The sequence below is a fragment of the Alteromonas sp. G5_S2_22_S1 genome (assembly GCF_054968525.1).
Window position 1 is genome coordinate 1 of the sequence record NZ_JBQKUJ010000021.1, and the last position, 25062, is coordinate 25062.

Annotated in this window: 23 protein-coding genes and 1 tRNA gene; 20 read left to right on the forward strand and 4 right to left on the reverse strand. The window is 45.3% G+C overall.

Translation table 11 applies throughout. The features are described from left to right. Positions 1–28: 28 nt before the first annotated feature. The 3 genes from ACTRWF_RS17440 to ilvN all read left to right on the forward strand — a co-directional run bounded on the left by ACTRWF_RS17440 (position 29) and on the right by ilvN (position 2910). Entirely contained in the window at positions 29–421 is a 393-nt protein-coding gene (locus tag ACTRWF_RS17440; RefSeq protein ID WP_023559499.1) for a MaoP family protein, read from the forward strand. 273 nt (positions 422–694) lie between these two features. Beyond that, entirely contained in the window at positions 695–2413 is a 1719-nt protein-coding gene (locus tag ACTRWF_RS17445) for an acetolactate synthase 3 large subunit (protein ID WP_462835946.1), read from the forward strand. Then, positions 2413–2910 (forward strand): acetolactate synthase small subunit, encoded by a 498-nt coding sequence (gene ilvN / locus ACTRWF_RS17450; protein ID WP_012517062.1) that lies wholly within the window; start codon positions 2413–2415, stop codon positions 2908–2910. The genes ACTRWF_RS17445 and ilvN overlap by 1 nt, the downstream gene beginning before the upstream one ends. A gap of 151 nt (positions 2911–3061) precedes the next feature. Here the strand turns inward: ilvN and ACTRWF_RS17455 are convergent, their stop codons facing one another. After that, entirely contained in the window at positions 3062–4123 is a 1062-nt protein-coding gene (locus tag ACTRWF_RS17455; RefSeq protein WP_462835947.1) for a hypothetical protein, read from the reverse strand. Between the two features lie 183 nt (positions 4124–4306). Between ACTRWF_RS17455 and tatA the strand changes: the two genes are divergently transcribed. Genes tatA through hemB form a run of 7 tightly spaced genes read left to right on the forward strand, consistent with a single transcriptional unit; the run spans position 4307 to position 9857 of the window. Beyond that, positions 4307–4546 carry a Sec-independent protein translocase subunit TatA gene (tatA, locus tag ACTRWF_RS17460; RefSeq protein ID WP_012517065.1) on the forward strand — a complete coding sequence of 80 codons (240 nt, stop codon included), beginning with the start codon at positions 4307–4309 and terminating at the stop codon, positions 4544–4546. Next, the gene (tatB, locus tag ACTRWF_RS17465; protein WP_012517066.1) at positions 4546–4845 is read left to right on the forward strand and encodes a Sec-independent protein translocase protein TatB; all 300 of its coding nucleotides are present in this window, start codon (positions 4546–4548) and stop codon (positions 4843–4845) included. The genes tatA and tatB overlap by 1 nt, the downstream gene beginning before the upstream one ends. Further along, positions 4846–5601 (forward strand): twin-arginine translocase subunit TatC, encoded by a 756-nt coding sequence (gene tatC, locus ACTRWF_RS17470; protein ID WP_012517067.1) that lies wholly within the window; start codon positions 4846–4848, stop codon positions 5599–5601. Between the two features lie 25 nt (positions 5602–5626). After that, complete coding sequence (locus ACTRWF_RS17475; protein WP_462835948.1) at positions 5627–6163, forward strand: hypothetical protein; 537 nt, start codon at positions 5627–5629, stop codon at positions 6161–6163. Then, positions 6164–6940: a TatD family hydrolase gene (locus tag ACTRWF_RS17480; protein ID WP_012517069.1), complete on the forward strand. Its 777-nt coding sequence runs from the start codon at positions 6164–6166 to the stop codon at positions 6938–6940. Positions 6941–6951: 11 nt separating this feature from the next. Beyond that, a complete protein-coding gene (locus tag ACTRWF_RS17485) occupies positions 6952–8850 on the forward strand; it encodes a diguanylate cyclase (protein ID WP_462835949.1) in 1899 nt (632 codons plus the stop codon). Further along, entirely contained in the window at positions 8847–9857 is a 1011-nt protein-coding gene (hemB, locus tag ACTRWF_RS17490) for a porphobilinogen synthase (protein WP_015066116.1), read from the forward strand. The genes ACTRWF_RS17485 and hemB overlap by 4 nt, the downstream gene beginning before the upstream one ends. Positions 9858–9945: 88 nt before the next feature. Here the strand turns inward: hemB and ACTRWF_RS17495 are convergent, their stop codons facing one another. Then, positions 9946–11457, reverse strand: a complete 1512-nt coding sequence (locus tag ACTRWF_RS17495; RefSeq protein ID WP_020742786.1) for a Ppx/GppA phosphatase family protein — start codon at positions 11455–11457, stop codon at positions 9946–9948. Between the two features lie 36 nt (positions 11458–11493). Continuing rightward, positions 11494–12783: an ATP-dependent RNA helicase RhlB gene (gene rhlB, locus ACTRWF_RS17500; protein ID WP_020742787.1), complete on the reverse strand. Its 1290-nt coding sequence runs from the start codon at positions 12781–12783 to the stop codon at positions 11494–11496. 100 nt (positions 12784–12883) lie between these two features. Between rhlB and trxA the strand changes: the two genes are divergently transcribed. From trxA to ACTRWF_RS17520, 4 genes are all read left to right on the forward strand, one after another. After that, the gene (trxA, locus tag ACTRWF_RS17505) at positions 12884–13210 is read left to right on the forward strand and encodes a thioredoxin TrxA (protein ID WP_012517074.1); all 327 of its coding nucleotides are present in this window, start codon (positions 12884–12886) and stop codon (positions 13208–13210) included. 271 nt (positions 13211–13481) lie between these two features. Continuing rightward, complete coding sequence (gene rho, locus ACTRWF_RS17510) at positions 13482–14747, forward strand: transcription termination factor Rho (RefSeq protein WP_012517075.1); 1266 nt, start codon at positions 13482–13484, stop codon at positions 14745–14747. Positions 14748–14973: 226 nt separating this feature from the next. Continuing rightward, positions 14974–16272: an amidohydrolase gene (locus ACTRWF_RS17515; protein WP_278383808.1), complete on the forward strand. Its 1299-nt coding sequence runs from the start codon at positions 14974–14976 to the stop codon at positions 16270–16272. Positions 16273–16294: 22 nt separating this feature from the next. Continuing rightward, positions 16295–19120 carry an ATP-binding protein gene (locus ACTRWF_RS17520; protein ID WP_462835950.1) on the forward strand — a complete coding sequence of 942 codons (2826 nt, stop codon included), beginning with the start codon at positions 16295–16297 and terminating at the stop codon, positions 19118–19120. On the opposite strand, the gene nhaA is transcribed toward ACTRWF_RS17520, so the two are convergent. Continuing rightward, a complete protein-coding gene (nhaA, locus tag ACTRWF_RS17525) occupies positions 19082–20356 on the reverse strand; it encodes a Na+/H+ antiporter NhaA (RefSeq protein ID WP_012517078.1) in 1275 nt (424 codons plus the stop codon). The two genes, ACTRWF_RS17520 and nhaA, sit on opposite strands and share 39 nt — an antisense overlap. A gap of 277 nt (positions 20357–20633) precedes the next feature. On the opposite strand from nhaA, the gene purE reads away from it, so the two are divergent. The 6 genes from purE to ACTRWF_RS17555 all read left to right on the forward strand — a co-directional run bounded on the left by purE (position 20634) and on the right by ACTRWF_RS17555 (position 25016). Then, positions 20634–21128: a 5-(carboxyamino)imidazole ribonucleotide mutase gene (gene purE, locus ACTRWF_RS17530; RefSeq protein ID WP_012517079.1), complete on the forward strand. Its 495-nt coding sequence runs from the start codon at positions 20634–20636 to the stop codon at positions 21126–21128. After that, positions 21125–22261, forward strand: coding sequence for a 5-(carboxyamino)imidazole ribonucleotide synthase (locus ACTRWF_RS17535; protein ID WP_015066123.1), 1137 nt, complete (start codon positions 21125–21127; stop codon positions 22259–22261). The genes purE and ACTRWF_RS17535 overlap by 4 nt, the downstream gene beginning before the upstream one ends. A gap of 60 nt (positions 22262–22321) precedes the next feature. Then, positions 22322–22397, forward strand: a tRNA-Thr gene (locus ACTRWF_RS17540). A gap of 65 nt (positions 22398–22462) precedes the next feature. Beyond that, complete coding sequence (locus tag ACTRWF_RS17545; protein ID WP_278383810.1) at positions 22463–23005, forward strand: copper chaperone PCu(A)C; 543 nt, start codon at positions 22463–22465, stop codon at positions 23003–23005. A gap of 186 nt (positions 23006–23191) precedes the next feature. Then, complete coding sequence (locus ACTRWF_RS17550; RefSeq protein ID WP_020742791.1) at positions 23192–23665, forward strand: Dps family protein; 474 nt, start codon at positions 23192–23194, stop codon at positions 23663–23665. A gap of 181 nt (positions 23666–23846) precedes the next feature. Further along, positions 23847–25016 (forward strand): PQQ-dependent sugar dehydrogenase, encoded by a 1170-nt coding sequence (locus ACTRWF_RS17555; protein ID WP_020742792.1) that lies wholly within the window; start codon positions 23847–23849, stop codon positions 25014–25016. The last annotated feature ends 46 nt before the right edge of the window (positions 25017–25062 follow it).

The following is a 25062-nucleotide window of genomic DNA, read 5'->3' on the forward strand; positions in this document are numbered from 1 at the left end:
CTCTATTAATGTAACACGAGGGGCCGTAATGAAAGAGGTTAAGATGTCTGTAATCACAAAAGAAAAAATCACCAGAAAACCCTTCGCAGATAAGAAAAATTACCCTTACGGCTTTGCGCGTTCAGGAGATTTTTCAATTAACGAGAGCAAGCTTTTGCAAGGTTACGGAAGCTTGTTTGCTGCACTGGTTGACGGAAAGATCACGCCGGGAAACGACGAAGAACAAGCCTATCTAGCGTCGGCGCTTGGCCATCGCGAGCCCGCAACTTCTCAAGAAAAAGCGTGGTTAAAATACCAAGCGCGAATTAATAGACCAAAGACCGCTAGCATTTATGGCTCTAAGCGCCCATCTGCAGAAGAGGTTGACGATGATGAAGATATAAGCGATAACAGTGACATTGATATTAGCCTCGATGATTAAGGCTTTGCCTTCATTTACAAACGGTAGATAAAGGCGCTTTCTTTTCGCTCGTCATTTTTATTGTTCACACTGTTAATATTGTGTAAATAATTATCCTATTTTTTGTCAATTCAATACTGATGTCGAAATATTTATCCTAATTATTGCGAATATTGGGATATATATCTCACTTTTACGCAATTTGGTGTTTTATCTTCCTATTACCTTAGATATAGTCGGGGCATCGTCAACGTACGCTGACAAACCCCCCAACCCATTACAGGAGAAAGCACTGTGAAAATGATGTCGGGCGCAGCCATGGTGGTTGAAGCGCTAAAAGATGTAGGAGTGACACACGTGTTCGGTTACCCAGGTGGTGCCGTACTAGACATTTATGATGCGTTATTTGCGCAAGATGATGTCAAACACGTCCTCGTACGTCATGAACAGGCAGCCGCCCACATGGCGGATGGTTATGCACGTTCAACTGGCAAAACCGGCACAGTGCTCGTCACATCAGGTCCAGGCGCAACGAATACTATTACAGGTATTGCTACTGCGTACATGGACTCTATCCCGATGGTAATTTTATCGGGACAGGTGCCGTCGAAGCACATCGGTGAAGACGCATTCCAAGAAACTGACATGGTAGGGTGCTCGCGTCCTATCGTTAAGCACAGCTTCTTGGTTAAGCGCGCGGTTGATATTCCAGAAGCGATTGCTAAAGCCTATTATATTGCTAACACTGGCCGTCCAGGGCCGGTGGTTGTAGATTTGCCAAAAGATATTGTTAACGTAGCGGAAGAGCACCCTTATGTGTATCCAACTGACGTTACCATGCGTTCTTATAACCCTACCGAAAAGGGCCACCCTAAGCAGGTTAAGAAAGCGGTCGAGTCGCTACTTAAAGCAGAACGTCCAGTATTATATGTAGGTGGTGGTGCAGTAGCTTGCGACGCGTCAGAAAAAGTTATTGAGTTAGCTGAAAAGCTAAATTCTCCGGTAACTTGTACGCTGATGGGTCTTGGTGCTATGCCGGGAACACACAAGCAATTCATTGGTATGCTTGGTATGCATGGTACGCTTGAAGCGAACAAAACCATGCACAATGCCGACTGTATCATTGCGCTAGGTGCTCGTTTTGATGACCGTGTTACCAATAACGTTGATAAATTCTGCCCTCATGCAGATATTATCCATGTCGATATCGACCCTGCCTCAATCTCTAAAACCGTAAATGCACATATTCCAGTGGTGGGTTCGGTAGATAAAGTGCTAGATCAAATTTTGAGCCAGGTAAATAAGAAAGATTTATCTTCTCAAAGTGACAAGTTAGCCGACTGGTGGCAGCAAATTGAAACCTGGCGTACACGTCAGTGTTTGAACTACGAGCAAGGCGAAGAGGTCATTAAGCCTCAGCGCGTTATTGAGGCACTATACAAGCATACCGACGGCAAGGCTTATGTAAGCTCAGATGTAGGTCAGCACCAAATGTTTGCTGCGCTTTATTACCCGTATGACAAACCGCGCCAGTGGATTAACTCTGGTGGTCTAGGCACCATGGGCTTTGGTTTGCCGGCGGCGATGGGCGTACAGTTTGCACACCCAGGTTCAACCTCTGTGGTAGTAACGGGTGACGGCAGTATTCAAATGAATATCCAGGAGCTATCTACCTGTTTGCAATACAACTTGCCTATTAAAATTATCTCGTTGAATAACCGTGCGCTGGGTATGGTGCGTCAATGGCAAGATATGATTTATAAAGGGCGTCACTCACACTCTTACATGGATTCAATGCCAGACTTTGTAAAGTTAGCAGAAGCTTACGGGCACGTAGGCATTAAAGTAGACAAACTTGACGAGCTAGATGCGGCTATGGAGAAATGTTTCAGCTACACAGATCGCCTCGTGTTTATGGACATAGCAGTAGACCAAAACGAACACGTATATCCAATGCAAATTAAGTTTGGCGCAATGGATGACATGCGCTTAAGCAAGACGGAGCGAACCTGATGAAACGTATTATCTCAGTATTAATGGAAAACGCCCCAGGCGCACTATCACGTATCGTAGGCGTGTTCTCGCAACGTGGCTACAACGTAGATTCACTTTGTGTTGCACCCACTGACGATGAGAGCCTATCGCGCCTCACTATTATCACCCACGGCGACGACAAGGTTATCGAGCAAATCACTAAGCAAGTCAACAAGCTTATCGATGTGCTAAAAGTTGTTGATTTAACAGAAGGCACGCACATTGAACGTGAACTTATGTTGATTAAAGTGGCAACCCGCACTGAGTCTGTAAGAGCCGAGGTGAAGCGCAACGCAGATATTTTCCGTGCGCGCATTGTGGATGTGAACGTAAATAACTACACCATAGAGATCACGGGCACCTCTGATAAGCTAGATGCGTTTGCCACCACTATGGGGCAATGTGCAGAAATTATCGAGTCATCGCGCACGGGCGTGTGTGGACTGGCACGAGGTGACAGGGCGCTGCGCCCCTAAGTTACACGGCGTTGCGGTAAAATGTTGAAAAAGCTGTCAATCTGACAGCTTTTTTTGTTATCGCCAATAAAAATGGTTACTGCAGTCTTATGCGCAGCTTTATCTAAATGAATAGATTATTGTTAAGGTAAGGATGGTGCTCTTAGCGCGTTTAGGTATCTTTCCCATAGTATGCCTCTACCCGAAGCGCTACGCCGTATGATGTTTTAAAGTCTTCGTTGCGCAGCCATAATACGAAAGGTTCCACTTCAAAAAATAGCCAATCGCGCAGCGTGTTGTTACGCCACCTAAAACCCGTGTATACCTCTTCTACGCGATAGTTAGGCTGACTAAGTCCTTCCACCAAAAAATGGGGAATAATGGCGTTATGTTGGTCTACAGAAAATAAATGGTGCACCTCGTGGCGCCACAGCCAGTCGTTCGTATCATCGCGGAAATAAAATCGGTTATTCTGTCTGACGAGGTGTTTCTTATTGATTTCGTATTGGAAGGCGACCCCAGCTTCTGCACCTAATCGGTCGCGAGTGTAATAGTAGAGCTCTGCATCATATAACATGGCCCACTGATTCGAAAAGGCAAGGGCATCTCTGTAACGTGTTTTTGCGTATAGCTGGTCCCGTCTACCTGCCCCAATTCTGTACGAGTAGTGTGAATCTTGCTCTGGTCTAAAGCGAAGCGCAATGGTGGTTCTGTCTCTATCGTTAGCATTAACATTACGCGCTGCACGAACAGTATTGTCTTGGTTCTCATCCTCATTATCACTAACTAATAAATCCACGCGTTCTTGGAGCGCAGGAAGCCTAACTCTTACGCGAAAGCGCAGATCCGTATCAGATAGCATTCCGCTTCTCGGCTCCCAAGCAAGCTGAATGCGGCCCTCTGCTCTGGCTTGTTTTTGCCCTTGCCCGTAGCTGTTGTCATCGCTCTCAAATAAACCGTCTAGCTGCTTTACCGTAAAGTCCATGGTATCAGTGAAGCTTCGCTGCCAAATATCGAACCAGGCGTTGGTGGGGGGAAGTGACGAAGGCGACAACGTTGTGTCGTCGGCATACTTCTGACTTATTGCGCTTTCATACTCCCGATGTTGAATATTAAGTGCCGTGCTTTGTACACTGGTCGCATTTACGGGGGCGTTCACCGTGGGGGTACGGGGGACGGATGCTAGAGGGGTGGTGAGTAGCATATGGCAATAAGCCACAGTAAGGCATAGCATTACTCACTAACTCCTTGTAAAAATTAGAATAGTTGAATGTTTTAAGTATTCGTATTACGCATATACAGAGCATGGATTGTCACAGGCAAAACGTCAATCTTTATTCATTGACGTAAATATTCAGGTGAAAGCAATGGCCGGCAATGGCATACTGTCTCAATCGATGTTAGGGAGATTAATTTTATGGGTGGTATTAGTATTTGGCAGTTGCTGATTATACTGGTTATCGTAGTGCTTTTATTCGGTACTAAGCGACTTAAAGGCATCGGCACAGATTTAGGCGGTGCAATTAAAGGCTTCAAAAAAGCAGTCAGCGAAGAAGAAAAAGACGCAGACTTCGAACAAAAGAAGCAAGTTGAAGAAAAGTCAGCTGCAGAGCCTGTTTCAACAGAGACGCAGAGCGACGTTAAAGAAAAATCCTAATGTTCGATATCGGCTTTTGGGAGCTATTGGTTGTTGGCGTATTGGCACTGCTTATTTTGGGGCCAGAAAGACTGCCAGGGGCCATGCGCTCAACCATCAATACAATTCGTAGTGTACGAAATGTAGCAACCGGCTTTAAGCAAGAAGTTGAGCATCAGTTGCGTGTGCACGAATTGCATGAGAATTTGAAAAAAGCAGAGCAACAAGGGCTTAAAGATCTTTCACCTGAACTTGAACAAAGTGTCGATGAGCTTAAAAAAGCTGCAGAGTCGGTTCAAGAACCTTACAAAAAGCAATAGATGTCTGACGCTAACAACCTAATTTCTCATTTAATTGAACTGCGCAGTCGTATTCTCAAAGCGCTTTTGAGTGTACTGGTTGTGTTTATTTGTCTAGCCGCATTTGCACAGGACCTTTACCAGCTATTAGCGATGCCGCTGCTTGAAACCCTGCCTGAAAATTCAAGTATGATTGCAACTGACGTTGCGTCACCTTTTTTCGCACCTTTCAAGCTAACGTTGGTGTTATCATTTTTTATTGCGATCCCTTATGTGCTGTACCAGGTGTGGGGCTTTGTAGCGCCAGGTCTGTATCGAAACGAGAAACGTTTAGTGGCGCCGCTACTGCTATCCAGTACGCTACTTTTTTACGCAGGCATGGCTTTCGCCTATTTCGTGGTATTTCCGATAGCCTTCGCGTTTTTTACTAGTGTTGCGCCAGAGGGAGTAACGGTAAGTACGGACATCTCAAGCTATTTAAACTTCGTATTGAAACTGTTTTTTGCATTTGGGGTCTCATTCGAGATACCAATAGCCATTATTTTAATGTGTTGGACCGGTGTCACCGATGCTAAATCATTACGCGCCAAGCGCCCCTATGTGGTTGTTGGTGCTTTTGTTGTGGGTATGTTGCTAACCCCCCCTGATATTATCTCTCAAACACTATTAGCGATTCCCATGTGGCTGTTGTTCGAGGTTGGGGTCATTGTGGGTGGCTTTTACGCAGGCAAGAAACCTAGCGATGAAGTCTCAGAAGAGTCGCCTGACAACACATAAAAGTTATTAAAAGAAAGGAATAAAAATGAAAACACGACTACTTTCTCTTGCCACTTTATTGTGTGCTTTTAGCGCGTTTAACGCACATGCTGAATCAATCGGCGATGCAATGGAAACGTGCCGAAATACAGATAATAGTTTAAAGCGCTTAATGTGTTATGACCGGGTGGCTAAGTCACTCGACCAGTACGATGGTGTAAATGCACAAGTTAGTCAGGTGCAGGCCTACAAAGAGGCTAATCGCAATCAAGTTAGCCCTCGTCCTGGTGCAACCCCCGAGCGTGCTGCGACTCAACCAAAAAGTGAGTTTGGTTTAGAGCACAAGCGCGACTTAACCAAAGAAGCGTCTGAAATTGCGGTGAGTATTGACTCTCTTAAAAAGAACCTTCGCGATAAGTATGTCATTACATTTAGCGACGGTTCTGTATGGCAGCAAACTGATGATACCTATATGAAGCTTAAAGAAGGTCAACCCGTTGCGGTAGAGCGCGGATTGTTAGGTGCGTTCTTCTTAAGCGTAGAAGGGCTTAATAAGCGAATGAAAGTAAAACGCGTTAAGTAGATGCCTTGGTTCGATGCGGGTGTCAATTTGCTAGATAAGCGCTTTGACGCTGACGACATTATACAGCGGGCAAAAGATGCTGGCGTGGAAAAGCTCTGTATTATTACCACCCACCCTAATGAGTGGGACGTTGCCGTGTCTCTTTATAACCAATACCCCGATACGTGCTGTTACACAATTGGGGTACATCCTCACAACGCTAAAGACGCTACCCCGAACGACCTGGCACGGTTACGTGAGCTAGCCCAGCAAAAAGGGTGTGTAGCTATCGGTGAATGTGGGTTGGACTTTAATCGAAATTTCTCTCCCCAGCCTGTTCAGCTGTCGATTTTTGAAGCGCAGCTAAAAATAGCCGCAGATGTAAGCCTGCCAGTGTATCTGCATGAAAGAGACGCGTTTGACGAACAGCTGTCTCTTCTAACCCGATATATGCCAAATTTACAAGGCGGCATCGCTCACTGTTTCACCGGTAACGCCGAACAAGTAAAGCAGTATCTAGCCTTAGACCTATATATCGGTATTACGGGCTGGGTGTGTGATGAAAAACGGGGTGAAGCGTTACGAGAAGCCGTAAAGCACATTCCGCTTGAACGCCTTATATTAGAAACAGACGCGCCATATCTCTTTCCCAAAACATTGCGCCCGAGAAAGCGTAATAATGAACCCGCGTTTTTGCCTCACATTGCTAATCAATTAGGCGAATATCTGCAAGTTGAGACTGATAAATTGCGTATTAGCAGTTATGCTAATACATGTGAGTTGTTTTCTCTCAGCTAACATAGGTTTATATGCAGACAAATTTGAAAGCGATGCGCAAATATGATGCGGGTCTCGTATTGATAACGATAGTCGCCGTTGTTGGCTTTATATCCGTGCTGCTTAACCTTTCTCCTTTTTCGAATACTACACCGAAATATTCACAGCTTACCTATTTGCAAGAAGGCGACGAGGAACCCTTAGATTTCGCGAATGTGTCGCAAAAGCCCATGAGTGATTGGCGCCCTGTTGCGTCCCCTGTTAATTTGGGAATGGACAGCAATGTACATTGGTTTTCAATGGTGGTTTCACCAACCCAAACCTCTGAAAGCCGTTTTTTGCTTCATATTGATTACCCATTATTAGATCACATTGATGTTGCCGTATACAGCCAAATTGGCAGTAAACCTATAGTTACGTTTACTGGCGGTGACGCAATACCGTTTGTTAACCGCCCGGTTTCACACGTAAAACCATTGTTTCCGCTTCCTGAAAGTCTGCACTCCCAGCGAATTATCATTCGTGTTCAAACTTCCGGAACAATAAGGTTACCCATTCGGATATGGGAAGAAGCAGAATTTATTTCCTATACCTCAAGTAGAAATCTAGCGTTGGGAATCTTTTTTGGAATTCTCCTCGCAATGGGGGTCAGTAACGCTTTTTTAACGATTACGACGAGTAATACGTCCTTTCTATTTTACTCGGGTTATATTGTTAGTTTAGCGCTAACGTTGGCAACGCTTCACGGCTATGGTTTGGCCTATTTATGGCCAGACAGTACGTGGTTTCAGTCAAAAGCGATTATTGTTTTTGCTAATGCAACTATCATGTTCGCTACAATGTTTACGCGAAGGCTCTTGCCCATTACAACCTATAGTAAAAAGGCTGACAAAGTCGCTCAAACGATAAGTTGGGTTTGTGGTGTGAGTATCCTCGCGGGCCTAATTTTTCCCTATTCACTTATGGTGAAAGCGTTTTTACTGCTACTTACCCTTACCATAATTTTTACTATGTGGTTGGGCGTCTGGTTAACCCTGAAAGGGGTAGTGGTTGCCCGTTATTTTACTATCGCCTGGGGGTTTTTATTAGTTAGTGGTTTAAGTGCTAACTTAGATAACGTAAACATTATTCAGCTGCCTATTTCCTCAAACAACTTACTGATTATTGGCGGGGCTGTAGAGTCATTAATTTTGGCGCTCATTCTCGCGATTAATTACAGCCACAGTCGCGACGATTTAATAGACGCGCAGCAGTTTGCGCTTGAACAGGAAAAACAGGCTAGTACCGCGAAAGAAAGCCTGCTTGAAGTGCAAAAGCGCTACCAAGATGACTTGGAATATAAAGTTGAAGAGCGCACGCTAGAACTTGAAATTACGCTTCGAGAGCTTTCTGAAGTCAATCAAGAGCTTGAAAGACTCAATGCCATAGACCCGCTCACTGGGGCTCACAACCGCAGGCATTTTGATAAGCGCTTACGTTCAGAAGGTAGGCGTAGCCGTCGGGAACAAACACCACTGTCACTTGTTATTATCGACGTCGATCACTTCAAAAAAATCAATGACGAATATGGGCATGATGGGGGAGATGAGTGTTTAATTCATGTAACGAAAGTATTTCAACAACACATCCATCGCCCTACAGATGACTTGTGTCGCATAGGTGGTGAAGAGTTTGCCATTATCCTGCCTAATACCGATTTAGAAGGGGCTTTTCATGTTGCTGAAAACATGCGAAGCAGTCTTGAAGCATCGCCCCTTGAATACGAAAACGAAATGATTAACCTAACCGCCAGTGCCGGCGTATCTACCACAGTAATTGTGGGTGAAGATCACACGCAGCAATTGTTTAAGTTCACTGATGAGCTTTTATATGAAGCAAAAGCGGCAGGGCGTAATAAAGTAATACATAAACAATTACAGGAAAAATTATGACATCTTCACCTTTCCCTCATCGCCGAATGCGCAGACTTCGTGCTAAAGATGCATTGCGGGGGCTTGTGGCAGAGCATCACTTAACGAGTGATGATCTTATCTACCCTGTATTTGTGTTACCGGGAGACAATGCCCGTGAAGCAGTGCCTTCAATGCCGGGTGTGGAACGATTATCTGTCGACCTTCTTGTAGAGGAAGCGGCTAATTGGGTAAAGCTAGGCATCAAAACCCTTGCGCTATTTCCCGTTACCCCGATGAGCCTTAAAACAGAGTGCGCTAGCGAAGCCTTTAACCCACAAGGGCTTGCACAACAAGCAATGAGAGCGCTTAAAAAGGCGTATCCAGAGGTTATGTTGATGTCTGATATCGCGCTAGACCCATTTACTTCACACGGGCAAGATGGGCTGCTTGATGAAAGCGGCTATGTGATGAATGACGAAACCGTTGACGTGCTCATAAAACAGGCGCTCTCACATGCTGAAGCAGGAGCTGATATTGTGGCCCCATCAGATATGATGGACGGCCGAATAGGCAGTATTCGCAACGCGCTTGAGGAAGCAGGCCATATTAACACGTGTATCATGGCGTATTCTGCCAAGTATGCCTCTGCTTACTACGGGCCGTTTCGCGATGCGGTCGGTTCTGCAGCGAATATTAAAGGTGGCAATAAAAAGACCTATCAAATGGACCCTGCTAATACCAATGAAGCCTTGCATGAAATTGCACTAGATATTGAAGAAGGTGCAGACATGGTTATGGTAAAACCGGGTATGCCTTATTTAGACGTGGTTCGACGATGTAAAGATGAGTTCAAAGTGCCCACGTTCGCTTACCAAGTAAGCGGGGAATACGCTATGCACCAAGCGGCATTTGCCAATGGCTGGTTAAATGAGGACGCGGTTATTTTAGAATCGTTATTGGCGTTTAAGCGCGCAGGTGCAGACGGCATTCTAACGTACTTCGCGCCGCAAGCGGCAGCGTTACTTGCCAAGCAAAACGGTAATTAAAAGGGCTACTTGTAAGCCGAATGCTAGACAGAAGACAAAAAATAAAGGCGTGCTTAGCACGCCTTTATTGCAATTACCTTGATAGTAACTACTTACACACCAATTCGAAACCTGCTTTGTGTTGGAGCCAGCATTCGTTAGCGAGCTCAGCATTTATCAGCGGATGCGCTTTTAGCCAACCTTCAGGGAAAGTAAGTGTCCACTTATCTTCCTCGCATAATAAATTTACGTCGGGAATGTGTTTATTTTGACGGCGTAAACATAGCACCACGGCAATACGTAAAATTCGCAGTAACCCTTTTAGCATCGGGCGGTAGTCAATGTGATATTTCTCGAAGGCGTCGATATCAACGGTTAATCGGTGCTGCGAAACTAAATCGCGAATAGCCGCTCTCTGAAGGCGAGTATAGCCGGGTAGGTCGATATGACTTAGGATGTATTCGCCGTGCTCGTGGTGACGCTTATACTCAATATGAAGGCCTATTTCATGTAGCTGTGCTGCGGCACCTAAAATAGTCTCAGTATCTAAATGACAAATGTTCTGTTGCGCGCAGAGCTGATGACACAGCGTTAGCGCTACATGACGAACCGAGTTAGCGTGGTTTTTATCAATGTGATAGCGGTGCTTCACCTGATTTAACGTTTGTTGGCGTCTATCGTTTTCAGTAACGTTATCCAACATACCGTAAATCAGGCCTTCGCGAAGTGCGCCACCAGAGATATTCATGTGCTTAATATGCAGCGCTTCAAATAAACTAATTAAAATTGCCAAACCAGAAGGAAATATGGCTTTTCTGTTTTCTTCTAGCCCTTCAATACTTAAGGTTTTGATGTCCCCGCACTCAATACACTGTTGTTCTAAGTGATACAAATAATCCAAGCGAATGGCATCACTAATCCCTTGTGCGACCAATATTTCAGTAATCGCTTGCGGCGTTCCAGACGCCCCTAAACAGTTTTCCCAGTCAAAGCATAAGAAAGTATCAGACACTTGGGCTATTAATGCATGAGCAGCTTCCTTGGCGTTTTCAAAATTGCTTTTGGTAATGGCACCGTCAGTGAAGTAACGCTCCATAAAGGTAACGCATCCCATATCCAGGCTCTTAAGGTGAATAGGCTGCATGTCATTACCAATAATGATCTCAGTGCTCGCGCCGCCAATATCAATAACTAAGCTATTGCCTTGGTTTGCCGAAGTGTAGGCCACGCCCAAATAAATTTGCCTTGCTTCTTCTTCGCCGCTAATTACTTCAAGCTTGTGATTGAGAATTTCTTCGGCTTTGCGAACAAATAAGTGTGCGTTAGTTGCAAGCCTAAGGGTGGCAGTTGCCACAATTTTGATGTTTGAAGGGGGGATATCCTGCAAGCGTTCCGAGAAGACTTGCAGGCACTGCCAGCCGCGTTCCATGCTCACGTCATCAAGTGCTAAATCATCGTCTAAGCCTGCGGCTAGACGCACTTTCTGTTTTATTTTCCCAATGATTTGAACACTGCCGTTAACGACATGGACAATCACCATGTGAAAACTATTAGAGCCTAAGTCTACGGCGGCATAATACTCGCCGTAGGTTTGTGCATCGTGCTGGAGTTCTGCCTGCATAAAATCTCGTTTCTTATTGGCTACCTTTACGCCTTGTTATTGCGCTCTGTTGTTGCGTTGCTGAGGCTTGCCACGCCCTCTACCGTTACCACGGCGCGCACTATTGCGATTGTTAGGCGTACGTCTTCTGCGTGGTTTAGGAGGCGTTACATCATCAAGAAGCGCGCCGCTGTCATAATCGGTGACAGGAATGGCGTTTTGAATGTATTGCTCAATAGCAGGTAAGTTTAGTGCGTATTTTTCGCAAGCAAAACTAATTGCAATACCACTTTGTCCGGCACGACCAGTACGACCAATACGATGCACGTAGTCTTCCGCATCATCGGGTAGGTCATAATTGAACACGTGTGTCACCGCATCAATGTGTAGACCTCTAGCAGCAACGTCTGTCGCTACCAGAACATCTAACTTACCTTTGGTGAAGTCTTCTAAAATTCCAAGGCGTTTCTTTTGTGGTACATCGCCACTTAGTAAGCCAACGCGATGGCCGTCTGCGGTTAACCAATCAGTGACTTTCTCACAGCTGTGCTTGGTATTGGCGAAGACGATGGCTTTTTCAGGCCACTCTTCTTCAAGTAGCGTAAGAAGCAGCAGCATCTTGTCATCATCAGACGGATAGAAGAGCTCCTGAGAAACGCGTGTGGCAGTTGTTTGCTCGGGGGCTACCTGAACGTGGGTTGGATTATTCATGTGCTCATAGGCCAGTTCCTGAACGCGATAGCTCAGGGTTGCAGAGAACAACATGCTCAAACGCTCACCGGCAGGTGGCATACGGCGGAATAAAAAGCGGATATCTTTAATAAAGCCTAAGTCGAACATACGATCAGCTTCATCAAGTACGGCAACCTGAATGTTTTTCAGGCTAAACACGTTCTGTTTGTAATAGTCCAGAATGCGCCCCGTCGTACCAATTATAATATCCACCCCTTCTTCCAAAGTTTCACGTTGACTTTGGTATCCTTCGCCCCCATAAATCAAACCAAGCGACAATCCGGTATGCTCACTGAGCAGTTTGGCGTCGTTGTAAATTTGAACGGCGAGTTCTCTGGTTGGCGCCATAATAATAGCGCGTGGGCCATTTGATTTGCTGTTATCTACATTTTCTGCTTTGCTTAGCAAATAGTGAAATGTAGCCACCAAAAAGGCAATGGTTTTACCGGTTCCAGTTTGAGCCTGACCTGCAATGTCGTGACCTTCCAATAAAGGAGGCAGTGCAAGTGCTTGAATTGGTGTACAATGTGAAAAATTAGCTGCCGCTAACGCGTCAACAACCTTGCCGTTAATCGGCAGGTCGGAAAAATGAGTATCAGTTAAGTGAGTAGGCATAGCTTATAGCTTATCAGTGCTTGCATTAAAAAACAGTTTCTATATAACACTTATGGTCGGGCTGAGACAAATCAGCGACAGACCAATAATGGAGAAAAGAATGAGCGACAAAATTATCCAGTTATCTGACGATAAATTCGAAGCAGATGTTATCAATGCTGAAGGTCCTGTACTGGTTGACTTCTGGGCCGAATGGTGTGGCCCGTGTAAAATGATCGCACCAATCTTAGAAGAAGTTGCGACCGAGTTTGATGGCAAGTTAACAGTTGGCAAGTTGAATGTCGATGAAAATAACGAAACTCCACCTAAATATGGTATTCGTGGTATTCCTACATTGCTACTTTTCAAAAACGGTAACGTTGCTGCAACGAAAGTTGGCGCGCTATCAAAAGCACAATTAACAGAGTTTCTTAACGAAAACCTTTAATTGATAGCAAATTGAAAGCCGGTGCTAATTATGCGCCGGTTTTTATTAACGCCACAGGTACTTACGTTTCATTCAAGAAGAGTAAGCAACAAATTATTTAACATTTCGGTGGTAAAACGCTGGACGTTGGTTAAATATAGTGCTAACTTTTCCTCAGCGCTCATCCGAGCAGCATTCTGCTTACACCCATATCCGGGTGATATCAAATCTAAACTAGAACAGAGTGACAATAAGTCCTGTAAGCGAAGTTCAAGCACAAAGACCCACCAGTATGAATTTAACTGAATTAAAGAACAAACCAATTAGCGAGTTGGTTAACCTGGCCGAGGAAATGGGCCTGGAAAACATGGCACGCGCCAGAAAACAAGACATCATTTTCTCGATCCTTAAGACGCACGCAAAAAGCGGTGAAGATATCTTTGGGGATGGGGTATTAGAAATTTTACAGGACGGTTTCGGCTTTTTACGCTCAGCTGATTCATCGTATCTAGCAGGCCCTGACGATATTTACGTATCGCCAAGCCAAATCCGACGCTTTAACCTGCGCACCGGTGATACGATTGCTGGAAAGATTCGTCCACCGAAAGACAGCGAACGTTATTTTGCGCTTCTAAAAATCCGCGAAGTTAACTTCGACAAGCCTGAAAACTCACGTAACAAAATCCTCTTTGAAAACCTTACACCGCTACACGCAGCAGATCGCTTGCGCATGGAGCGTGGTAACGGTTCGACCGAAGACATTACAGCACGTGTACTAGATTTGGCGTCACCTATCGGTAAAGGCCAACGTGGTCTTATCGTAGCGCCACCTAAAGCCGGTAAAACACTGCTTCTTCAAAATATTGCTCAGTCAATTGCTGCTAACCACCCCGATTGTGAGTTAATGGTATTGCTTATCGACGAGCGCCCGGAAGAAGTAACGGAGATGCACCGCCTTGTTCAAGGTGAAGTGGTTGCATCAACCTTCGATGAGCCAGCTAGCCGTCACGTACAAGTGGCAGAAATGGTTATCGAAAAAGCCAAACGTCTTGTTGAACACAAAAAAGACGTGGTTATTTTGCTCGACTCAATCACCCGTCTTGCGCGCGCATACAACACGGTTATTCCTTCATCGGGTAAAGTACTTACTGGTGGTGTTGACGCTAACGCGCTTCATAAACCAAAGCGCTTCTTCGGTGCTGCCCGTAACGTAGAAGAGGGCGGAAGTTTAACGATTATCGCCACTGCGCTTATCGATACCGGCTCTAAAATGGATGAAGTTATCTACGAAGAGTTTAAAGGTACAGGTAACATGGAACTACACCTTAACCGTAAGATTGCGGAAAAACGTGTATTCCCAGCTATCGACTTTAACCGCTCAGGTACCCGTCGTGAAGAGTTACTCACCGCGCAAGATGAACTACAAAAAATGTGGATCCTTCGCAAGATTGTTCACGAAATGTCTGAGATTGACGCGATGGACTTCCTTATTAGTAAGTTGTCGATGACCAAGACGAACAACGAGTTCTTCGACGCAATGCGCCGACAAAAGAGCTAGCTAATAAATTGATATACATTGAAAAGGCGCCTGTTGGCGCCTTTTTCGTTTCTTCTGTTTGTTATATGAGGCTCTTATACTTCCGTCTAATATCCACAGGCTGATTAATGGGGTACTTTCTGAGCGTATTAACCCATTAATTTATTCTCGCATTCGCTAGTACGGTGGTGTGTTCTTCCTCGAGATGATTTACTCTAACTAAAAAACATCAAAGGAAATATTTGTTATGTACCGGAAGTTACTATCGTTTGCATTTTCAGGCCTTGTCTCTGTATCTGCTGCATGTGCTGCTCAAATCAATGTCGATAAGCTCGCGAATGACGTCGAACCCGACGTAATTAAATGGCGTCATCATTTCCATGAGTTTCCTGAACTGTCTAACCGAGAGTTCAAAACTGCTGAGTATGTTGCGGACTATCTCACTAGCTTGGGGTTAGACGTGCAAACTGGTGTTGCCAAAACCGGTGTAGTGGCTATCTTGGATTCTGGTAATCCTGGGCCCGTGGTAGCGTTACGTGCTGATATGGATGGGCTTCCAGTTAAAGAGCAAAATGATTTAGCCTACCGCTCACAGCAAATGGGTGAGTATAACGGCAAAGAAGTACCTGTAATGCATGCCTGTGGTCACGATACGCATATGGCTATGCTAATGGGGGCGGCGAAAATCCTTACCGGTATTAAAGGTGAGCTAAAAGGCAAAGTGAAATTCATTTTCCAGCCTGCTGAAGAAGGTGCGCCAGCTGGTGAAAAAGGCGGTGCTGAAGTGATGGTAGCGGAAGGGGTATTAAAGAACCCTGATGTTGATGCCATTTTCGGCCTTCACATTAACGCCAATACCGATGTGGGTAAAGTACGCTATAACGCGGGTGGTACTATGGCTGCTGTAGACCCGTTTAAAATTGTTATTCATGGTAAACAGGCGCATGGTGCTTATCCATGGAAAAGCGTAGATCCTGTCGTAACCGCTGCGCAAATGATCATGTCTATTCAAACCATAGTTAGTCGCGAATTAAAACTAATTGATGACGCCGCGGTGGTATCTATTGGTTCTATTCACGGTGGTAACCGCTCTAATATCATTCCAAATGAAGTGGAAATGGTAGGGACTATCCGCACGCTCAACAAAGCGGCCCGCGAGCATATATATGAGTCGCTGCCCCGCAAAGTAAACGCTATCGCTGAAAGCATGGGAGCGGAAGCTGAGCTTACGTTACCTTTAGATTACTCTTACCCGATTACCTATAACGACCCGGCGCTTACAAAGGCCATGCTGCCCACCATGCAGCGTACAGCAGGGGTGGAAAATACGCTGCTTTCTAAGCCGGTGACAGGCGCGGAAGACTTTTCATTCTTCCAAGAGCAAGTACCGGGTTTATATGTGTGGGTAGGAGGTAAACCATTAGATGTGTCTGAAGAAGCGAGTCCAGCACATCACACCCCTGAATTTTATGTTGATGATGAAGGTATGAAGTTAGGCGTAAAACTACTGACAAACTTCACGCTTGACTATATGGCTCAACACTAAGTGAAGCCGCCGGAGACATGCGTTGAAATTAGATAGTCTTTCGTTTTCCTTCTCATGGTCTCTGGCATTTCAAGTCGTTATAGCGTGCTTGCTGGGTGTTGGCCTCAACGCGCTTCAAGCACCTTTTGACAGTACAGGTATAGCGATTTTCGGGGTAGGTGTTGCGGTTTATTCTTCACTCCGATTTTCTCCATTTATCTCGGTACCTTTGGCACTGATTATTAGTGTTCCTCTCTGGCTTAATCACGGCAGCATTGTAGGTAAGGAAAGCCTAACGCTGTTGCCAATAGTGCTTAGCTTATTCGGTTACAATAAGTCCTTAAAGCAAGTGATAAGGGTAGGGGCCGGGTTCTGGTCGGTCGTTTTTTTACCTATTTTGCTTTTAGAGCATTCGCTCTACAACGGCGACAACATCAATATGTTGTTCTCTGGAGTCTTAGTGACTTGGGTGAGTGGAGTATTTGGTTTAATCACGGGCCACTTTGCATACTTGGCGATACATGGTCTCAGACGCCAAACTTCAAATAAATCAGAACGGGTTACTCTTCACTTTCTTTTTGGCTACTTTTTTTCTGGGTGTTTCTTTGTAGCATCTATGGCAGTGATCTATCTGTCAGTAACCTTATTTCAGCACCAGCAAGAACGACAAATTCACAGTTACATGGCGCAGCGTGTTGATGTGTTGGAGTTCCAACTTTCGAATTTTATTCGTCAGCATCAAAACGCGGTAACCAGCGCTGCGCAATTACTCTCTGGTGATGGTGGTGCGGTAAATTTTGATAATGCGGCCACGACTAACCTAGCGGTATTAGCTTCACATAATCCCGAGTTTCTCACTTTTCTAATTGCCGATGAGAAGGGTGATATTACCCATGCTTATCCACCAAGTATGCTGGAAAAGGCCCGTGAAAGTGGCGTTCCGAATGTCGCTTATAGGCCATACTTTTATGAAGCCATGCAGTCAGGCAGCCCCTTTATCTCTAATGTGTTTCAAGGTAGAGGGTTTGGCAACGACCCAATTATTGCCTTATCTGCCCCCATATTAGATAGCAAGGGAGTGCCTAAAGGAATCATTGAAGGGTCATTATCTTTAAAGAGTTTTTCTGCCATTGACAGTTTGAGCATAAATGGTTTTTTGATGCTAATAGAGGATCAAAAAGGTGAAGTTATTTATGCCTCTGAAGCGCTTGAAATAAAGCCGTTAACGAAGGCGCCATTTTACCATTGTGAGCCCAATTGCGCTGTCGAAGTGGAAAATGGCCCTCAGAATAAGAATTGGCTAAGGTTCGCTGAAAACGTGCCCTTTGCCAATTGGAAGGTTAGCTATTACTTCGATAAGCGCCTGTTGCTGATGTCTATGAGCGGCTACTTGCTGAAAGACTTATTGCTGCTGTTAGCACTATCTGCATTTGGTACGTTTACTGGCTATGTGGTGGCAAAAATGGTGGGCGCCCCCATTCGTCGGCTTATTCGCTATATTGCTGCCTTTAACCCAGAGAAAAGAGGGGGTGAAAAAGCACCGCAACGTGCCCTGCATATACAAGAGTTATCTTCATTAAGCGATGAGTTTATGCATTTAGAATCTCGCTTACTCAATGCTTTTGAAGAGCTAAAAAGTGCCAAGGAAGTAGAGCAAGCACTCAATGTTGAGCTTGGCGAATTGAACCAGTCTTTAGAAGCCCGTATTGCCGAAAAAACCGATCATTTGGCAAAGGCGCTTAAAGAAGCCGAAGCAGCAAATGTGGCGAAAACACAGTTTTTAGCGAATATGAGCCACGAAATTAGAACGCCCATGAACGGCATTATCGGTTCTTGCGAATTAATGTTAGACAGCGAGTTGCCAGAGCATGTCGCAGCAAGAGCTAAAGTCATCTCCCGTTCGGCCGCCAACCTATTGATGATCCTCGATAGCATTTTAGATTATTCCAAAATCGAGTCGGGGAAAATGCGCATTGATATACAAAGCTGCGCCATTCGCGAGTTGCTTGAATCATCATGTGAACTTTATCGGCATTCTGCAAAGGCTAAAGAATATGACATTCATTTGAATGTGGATAGCGGTGTGCCAAAAGTCTTAGATATCGACGCAGGAAAGATTAGCCAGATAATTAATAACCTATTGAGCAACGCGGTGAAATTCACGAGCGAAGGAAGCGTTTCGGTTAACGTAAGCTATGCGCATCACGCCCTTAAGGTAGTGGTTTCCGATACGGGGGTAGGTATTGCGCCAGAAAAATTAGATCTAATCTTTGAACAGTTTGAGCAAGCCGACTCGACCACAACGCGACACTTTGGTGGTACCGGATTGGGCTTACCCATTTCAAAGGGCTTAATCGAATTGCTCGACGGACAACTTTTTGTGGAAAGCGAATTGGGTAAAGGTACGCGCTTTACGTTTCACATTCCTGCCGCTGTGGGCAAAGAAGAAGAGCATGAGCCGGACGTTGACATCGTTGACGTAAAGCCTAGTCTGCCAACTAACCTAAAAGTGCTGTTAGCTGAAGACAATGATATTAATGCAGAGATTGCCATGGATATGTTAAAGACGGCCAATATCAAGTGCATTAGAACGAAGAATGGGCTTGATACGATTAACGCGGAAAAGAAGTATGACTTTGATGTTATTTTAATGGATTGTCAGATGCCGGTAATGGACGGTTATGCAGCAACAACGCTTATTCGTAAAGAAGGGAAAAATAAAGATGCGATTATCATCGCACTTACTGCCAACGTGTTTGCAGAAGACAAAAATGCCTGCTTAGCAGCAGGCATGAATGCACATTTAAGTAAGCCTCTTAGTAAGCAGGCTTTATTTGACTGTATTGCCGGTGAGCTTGCTCGCGTTTGATGCTACATCGGTATCGTCAACAGGCGCGTCACTTACAAGTCGAAGCACTATGTAGCCGAGCAGTGCCGATACTAACGAACCTGATAATATACCCACTCGCTCATCGAATATCTGATTGATGCCTGTTTGCGCAAATGCGAGGCCGCCAATAAATAAACTCATCGTAAAGCCCACGCCGCACAGAAGTGCACAGCCATAGATGTGTTTAAAGTTGAGGTCTTTTGGTAATTTTGCCAGCTTGAGCTTAACCATGAGGTAGCAAAACCCAAAGACACCGATTTGTTTACCCACTACTAGGCCTAAAAATATGCCGAAAGTCACGGGGTGAAAAATACCTTCCGGGCTAATATTCCCAAAGCTAATACCTGCATTTGCAAACGCAAACAAGGGAAGGATTGCAAAGCTTACTAAGCCATTAAGCCCGTGCTCTAAGCGCGTAACCGGCGAATAAGATTCATCTTTTTCATCGCGCATGGGGATAAAGCCCGCAAGCACTACACCGGCTAGTGTCGCGTGCACGCCAGACTTAAGCATGGCGACCCACAATATCACGCCCACAAAGACGTAAGCAGGTATATCTACCACATTGCGTTTATTCATTTGCCACAGTAATAACAAACAACCAGCGGCAATGGCCAGCGCGCCTGTGGTAATGTTTTCGGTGTAAAACAGGGCAATTATCACAATGGCGCCAATGTCATCGATAATGGCAAGCGTGACCAAAAATACTTTAAGGCTTGTGGGTACGCGACTGCCTAACAGCGCTAAAATCCCCAAAGCAAACGCAATATCTGTGGCTGCAGGAATCGCCCACCCAGCAATAGCAACTGGATTCTCCCAGTTAATGCCCACATAGATTAAAGCGGGTAATGCCATACCACCTATTGCGCCAGCGGCAGGCAGTATAATATCTTTGGGGTTGGCGAGCTCACCCTCGCACACTTCCCGTTTCAGCTCTAAGCCAACGTGAAAAAAGAACACAGCCATAAGGCCGTCATTAATCCACAGCAACAAGGGCTTATCGATTGCCCACGTACCCGCTGATATTTGAACGGGCATGCTTATCAGCTGGTCATAAATCACATCTAAGGGCGAGTTGGCAATGATAAGTGCCAACAGAGTGGCCCCCATAAGCAGTATGCCGGGAGCTGCCTCACGATTTAGGAAGTCAGATACCACATCTTGTACCTCTTCTATTACCTCGTCGAGTACGTCAGGTTCATGTTTATCTGTCATCAATAACCTCTTACGCCTTGCTATTTAATTGCAAAATTTTAAACGCGCCTCGTGCAACGCAAAACATGCAATTTAGGCCAACTTTTTATGTAAATTAATTATCGTTAATACGGGCATTATTAACGGGATAGATCACCTCAAAGTGGTGTGGCGAAAATCAAAAGCTTAGCGATGGGTACTGTATTTGGCGGCATTTACGGTGGGATTTTGAACGGTTTTACGCTACAATCGCGGCCTTTCCAAAGTTGACCATTTTACCTACCCCGAGGATCTCTAGATGGCAAAAGTCGCGATTGTTATGGGTTCAACTTCAGACTGGCCTACTATGCAGCAGGCCGCAAAAATGCTGAAGTCGTTTGGTGTTGAATTTGAAGCGAAGGTGGTGTCGGCACATCGTACACCCAACTTGCTAGTAGAGTTTGCAGAGCATGCCGCTGATGAAGGTTTCAGCGCTATTATTGCTGGCGCAGGTGGTGCAGCGCACTTACCCGGTATGATTGCCGCGCATACACACTTACCTGTGTTCGGCTGCCCGGTTAAATCAAAAGCGTTAAACGGTTTAGATTCATTGCTTTCTATCGTTCAAATGCCTAAGGGCGTGGCGGTTGGAACATTGGCCATTGGTGAGGCCGGCGCGGCAAATGCGGGTCTTCTAGCTGCGCAGGTTGTTGCATTGCAAGATGAAAATGTTCGAGATGCAGTTATCGCCTTTAGAAAATCTCAAACCGATACAGTGCTGGCATCAAGTAACACATTGGAGCTAGATGAATGAGAGTAGTCGTTTACGGCGCAGGCCAACTTGCTCAAATGATGTACCTGGCGGGAAGCCCCTTAGGTATTGAGGTTCAAGCTGTGGACGTAAACAGCGATTCCGTTGTACATCCAGTCAGCAAATCAACGTTAGACACTACGCTTGCACAAGCGATCGAAGACGCAGACGCGTTGACAGTAGAATTTGAACACGTTCCTGAAAGGTTACTTGAAGAGGCGGCGAAGACGAATAAGTTGATGCCTAATATCGACAGTATCTTAGTAGGCGCTGACCGGGTTCGTGAGAAAAAACTGCTTGAAAGTATGCAGGTGGCTAACTGCGAGCACAAGATAGTGACGGATCTTTCACAGCTTGACGATTGCGTAAAGCAACTTGGCAGCAAGTTGATCTTAAAAGCAAGCCGCGATGGATACGATGGATACGGTCAGTGGCGTTTAACCGATGAGGCTGAATTACCGGCGCTTAAGCGTTCACTTCAGGGTCTAGACCTTGTAACCGTGCCTTTAGTGGTCGAAAAAATGGTAGCTTTTGACAGAGAGCTTTCTCTTATCGGTGTGCGCAATGCCGATGGCGACGTACGAACCTATCCGCTAGCAGAAAATTTACACCATCAAGGTCAACTGCATGTATCCGTTGCGCCAGCTACAAATGTCGACGACGCGTTGCAAGCTCAGGCTCACGATATTTTTGTGAAACTTGCCGACGGCATGGATTATGTTGGCGTATTAGCGGTAGAGCTGTTTCAAGTGGGAAACAAGCTATTAGTGAATGAACTTGCACCTCGGGTGCACAACTCTGGGCACTGGAGCCAGTCAGGCGCCGTAACCAGCCAGTTTGAAAATCACTTACGAGCCGTGTGTGGTTTACCCCTTGGCGATACATCAGCCATTGGCCCAAGCGCTATGGTTAACATCATAGGTTGCAGTAGCTTCTCACGCGACTTACTCAGCATTGATGGTAGTCATCTTCACTGGTACGGGAAATCTGTACGAGAGAAGCGCAAAATGGGACACATTAACGTCACCACAAATAGTTATGAAAGTTTAGGTGAAAAGCTCATGGCATTGAGTAATTATTTGCCGCTTGAGTACTTCCCGAAATTAGTTGGCGAGGCAACGCGATTAAAAGGTTGACACCCACGCGTTTATCGCTAGAATACGCATCCGCTGCTTAAGGCAGCGGGTTTATAGTGTGCCGACTTAGCTCAGTTGGTAGAGCAACTGACTTGTAATCAGTAGGTCGCCAGTTCGATTCCGGCAGTCGGCACCATTTCCCTTTTTTCCCATGCCATTCCCACGTACACTAGTTCTGAACATTCATTCGGAGCGCACTGTATGTCATTTTTTTTCAAATCGCTAAAACCGTTATTTATCGTCACAGGCTTATTATCTTTAAGCTTATCTGCGCTTTTTAGTGCTCACGCTAATGAGCACAAAAACAAACATCAACATGACAAGCAGCATGCACACAATGAGCACGCTGACGTAATGGTAATGAACGGTTACGCCAGAGCAACATTTGCCTTAGCAAAAACCGGTGCGGTGTACTTTACTTTGCATAACCAAAGCGACAGCGACAAAACCCTTGTTTCAGTGTCGGTGGCTAAAGAGGTCGCAGACGAAGCGCAAATTCACACGACCGTTATGGAAGGCGACATGATGAAAATGCGCGAGCTAACGGAAGGTGTAAAAATCAAGCCCGGTGAAATGGTGGCGTTTAAATCAGGCGGAAACCACATAATGCTACTAGGGTTAACAAAGGGATTGGCAGAAGGAAGTAATATTCCCATCACGTTATCGTTTGATAATGGGAGTGAACTCAAGCTGGTATTACCCGTCAAAAAAGACGAAGCAAAAGGGCATCACCACCATCATTAATAAAGCTGTCGATATAGAGGGCGAGTTACTCATCGATAATTGCGATGAGCACAATTAACTAAACCGTTAATCTAAATCAAAATTTCTGTAGTACTATTAAGTTATATTGTTTAGGTTCAAATATTGTACGGTCAACGAACTGGCCAATTCAAAACCTAAAAAGGTTTTAACGAAAAGGAGTGTGACATGAGCAAGATTGATATTGGTATTTCTGAGAGCGATCGTAACGCAGTAGCAGAAGGCCTTAAGAAGTTATTGGCTGATTCTTACACCTTATACTTGCAAACGCATAACTTTCACTGGAACGTAGAAGGTCCTCAGTTCCGTGAATTACACCTAATGTTTGAAGAGCATTATACTGAGCTTGCTGAAGCCGTGGATGAAATTGCAGAGCGTATTCGTACTTTAGGTGTTTCTGCACCAGGTACGTATAAGTCTTTTTCAGAGCTTAGCTCAATTGAAGAAGTAGAAGGTGTACCAGAAGCAACTGAAATGGTTCGCTTACTTACACATGGCCACGAGCAAGTTGTAAAAACCTGTCGCGAGTCATTAAAGCTAGCACAGGACGCAGACGATGAGTCATCAGCTGCTTTAATTGGCGACCGTATGCGAGTGCATGAAAAAACAGCTTGGATGCTTCGCGCGACACTGCCGAAATAACGTAAAAAGTAATTTTCGATCGTAGTTAATCGGGTTTATACGCTTATTTCTTGCTTAATCGCATGAAAGCGTGGATATAACACAAAGGGTACAGCAGCGCTGTGCCCTTTTTTGTATACTAGGCCGCTAAACAGAAACGCACGCTAAAAATAAAAACCGAATAAACACCGAGGCCCCAGCGATGAAATCATCAATTAGCGCGGTATTAAAGCGCAATCTAACGAGCACGTTAACCCGCTCTATTACCTGTGCATTAGCACTATCTGCAAGCCAGTCTCTTTTTGCTCACGAAGGCCATGAGCACGGTATTACCGACGAAAATATTACGGTAACCACCCTTGCTGAAGGGCTAGAACACCCCTGGGGGATGACCTTTCTGCCTAATGGCGACATGTTGGTCACAGAGCGCGCAGGGGGTATTCAGCGACTGACAAAAGACGGGAAGTTGTCAGGACGGTTAGCGAACGTGCCCAGGGTAGTAGCGCAAAATCAAGGCGGCATGCTTGATATCACTATCGACCCTGATTTTGCTAGCAACAACACCATTTACTTTTGTTTCAGCAAAGCCAGTGATGTAGAAGGTAAAACAGGTAGCAGCAGTAGTGTGGCAAAAGCCACGTTAACGAATACGGGGCTAGAAGATGTCAACGTGATATTTAGCGCCGATTCTATTGTTGATAACGGATTTCACTTTGGTTGTCGCCTAGAATTTGATGCCAATAAGTACCTATACGTTGCTATGGGCGATCGCTACAAATACATGAAGGAAGCGCAGAATACGGATAACCACTTTGGCAAAGTCGTGCGCATTAATCGCGATGGCAGCGCTGTAAAGGATAACCCGTTCACTGACGGCAACGCACCAGAAGTATTTAGCTATGGTCACCGCAATATCCAAGGCGTAACAATTCACCCTGACACCGGTGCTGTATGGGCAATGGAGCACGGTCCGAAAGGCGGTGACGAAATTAATATATTGGAAAATGGCGCGAACTACGGCTGGCCTGAAATTACCTATGGCATTGACTACAGCGGTGACATCATTAGTGATAAAACGCACATGGACGGCATGAAGCAGCCTTGGGTATATTGGGACCCATCCATAGCACCAAGTGGATTAACTTTCTACCAAGGCGATATGTTTAAAGAGTGGAATGGTGATGTGCTGGTTGGTTCTTTGAAGTTCACTCACCTTCGCCGCATTCACGTAGCAGACGGTAAGCCGGGCGAGCAGTTTGAATATCTGCGTGACAACGGCGCACGTATTCGCGATGTGGAAGTTGGCCCTGAAGGTGCTATTTACCTGTTAACCGACGCTCCAAATGGCAAAGTGTTGAAGCTCACTAAGTAGCTTTATACCGAAACCAATAAAGGCGCCCTTAGGCGCCTTTAAATGG